Origin of the sequence: Nosocomiicoccus massiliensis (assembly GCF_000438455.1) — a bacterium.
GTDB classification, from domain to species: Bacteria; Bacillota; Bacilli; order Staphylococcales; family Salinicoccaceae; genus Nosocomiicoccus; species Nosocomiicoccus massiliensis.
Genome location: NZ_CAVG010000054.1, coordinates 1 through 1544, shown reverse-complemented (window position 1 = coordinate 1544; position 1544 = coordinate 1). Strand labels below are relative to the sequence as shown.

Genomic DNA, 1544 nt, shown 5'->3' with positions numbered 1-1544 from the left:
GGTTTTAATAGTGAACTTGTTTTACCAAAATATATTTATTATTATATGAGAGCGCATTTCAAAAAACATGCATTAAGCAGATCTGTTAAAGCGACTGTTGATTCTCTTAGGTTACCTACCATCAAGGAGTTTAAAGTAAAAGTTCCTGAGATGGCTGTTCAAAAACAAATTGTAGCTATTTTAGACAATCTTGACTATCAAGTTAAGAAGGGTTATGAAAATAAGAATAAACTAGTCGAATTAAAGAACGTCTATTTGAACAACATATTTATTTAGAAAAAACACTAACCTAAGTACTACTTTAACCTTTACACTAAACCTCTAAAAACTATTTTGGAGGTTTATTTTTATGGTTAGAAAATTAAGTAAGAATCGGTTGTTTCATAGTTATTTTAAGGATTGGGTGGAACTCTATAAAGTTGGAGCAGTCAGGGATGTGACTTTAAATAAGTACAACATTACCTATCGTCGACTTAAAGAGTTAGCTCCTGATTTAAAGATATCTCAGTTGAACAGAATGACGTACCAAAAGTTGATTAATGATTATGCTTTAACACACGAAAAGCAAACTACAATGGATTTTCATCACCAAGTTAAAGCTGCTATTTTAGATGCTGTGGACGAAGGTTTAATTGAAAGAGATCCTACTAGAAAAGCAGTGATTAAAGGAAAGAGTCCAAGTGATAAGAAACAAAAGTATTTAAACCAAAGTGAGTTGCAAACTCTCATTTCTAATTTAGAACTTAAGAGTGTAATTAATAGAGATTGGTTTATATTACTCGTTGCTAAAACAGGACTTAGATTCTCTGAAGCACTCGCACTTACACCAAACGATTTTGATTTTAAAAATCAAACATTATCTATAACAAAATCTTGGAACTACAAAAAATAAAAGAGGGGGATTTATACCTACAAAGAATGAGTCGTCTAACCGTAAAATACAACTAGACTGGCAAACATGTATGCATTTTTCAAACTTAACTATAGGTTTACCAAAAGATAGACCAATGTTCATTAGACGAAGAATATTTAACTCAACAATTAATGATTATCTAAAAAGAAAATGTAAAGATGCTGGTATACCAGTAATTTCAATACATGGACTTAGACATACACATGCATCGTTATTATTATTTGCAGGTGTATCGATTGCAAGTGTATCAAGAAGACTTGGACACTCAAACATCACTACAACCCAACAAACATATCTACACATTATTAGAGAATTAGAAAATAAAGACAATCATAAAATGATGCAATTTCTAGCAACTATATTATAAAAAAGAGTCCCAATGAAAATTGGGACTTTATGTTAAATGAAAAGATAATTTAAATATTCTTTCTTTAAACACTCAAGTTTATTTAGTTTTTTGTTATGAAGAGTAAGTAATAAATCGAGTTTCTTTAAGAATTCTTTGACTTTTAATTGTTCATACTTTTGAGGCAAGTTAAGTTCTACTTTCTCAAAATTTTGATAGGTTATATTTAGTAATCCATCCATTCTAGCACTTGAACTAACATACTTTCTTAGTTCTCTATCTAAT

The 1544-nt window shown here is 29.7% G+C and carries 4 protein-coding genes; 3 read left to right on the top strand and 1 reads right to left on the bottom strand.

Annotation, left to right across the window (positions count from 1 at the left end; genetic code table 11):
- From TJ68_RS02655 to TJ68_RS08905, 3 genes are all read left to right on the top strand, one after another.
- On the top strand, positions 1-276 hold a 276-nt coding region (locus tag TJ68_RS02655; RefSeq protein ID WP_040928589.1), incomplete at its 5' end, for a restriction endonuclease subunit S.
- A gap of 73 nt (positions 277-349) precedes the next feature.
- A complete protein-coding gene (locus TJ68_RS08910; RefSeq protein WP_238316018.1) occupies positions 350-892 on the top strand; it encodes a tyrosine-type recombinase/integrase in 543 nt (180 codons plus the stop codon).
- A gap of 115 nt (positions 893-1007) precedes the next feature.
- On the top strand, positions 1008-1280 hold the full coding sequence (locus TJ68_RS08905; protein ID WP_238316016.1) for a tyrosine-type recombinase/integrase: 273 nt from the start codon (positions 1008-1010) through the stop codon (positions 1278-1280).
- 32 nt (positions 1281-1312) lie between these two features.
- On the opposite strand, the gene TJ68_RS02645 is transcribed toward TJ68_RS08905, so the two are convergent.
- Positions 1313-1544, bottom strand: a 232-nt coding sequence (locus TJ68_RS02645; protein ID WP_040928588.1) for a restriction endonuclease subunit S, incomplete at its 5' end; no start/stop codon positions are given.

What these genes read in the sequence shown, in the direction of transcription:
- TJ68_RS08905 (WP_238316016.1), top strand. Translation starts at nt 1,008, where the DNA reads ATGTTCATTAGACGAAGAATATTTAACTCAACAATTAATGATTATCTA.
- TJ68_RS08910 (WP_238316018.1), top strand. Translation starts at nt 350, where the DNA reads ATGGTTAGAAAATTAAGTAAGAATCGGTTGTTTCATAGTTATTTTAAG.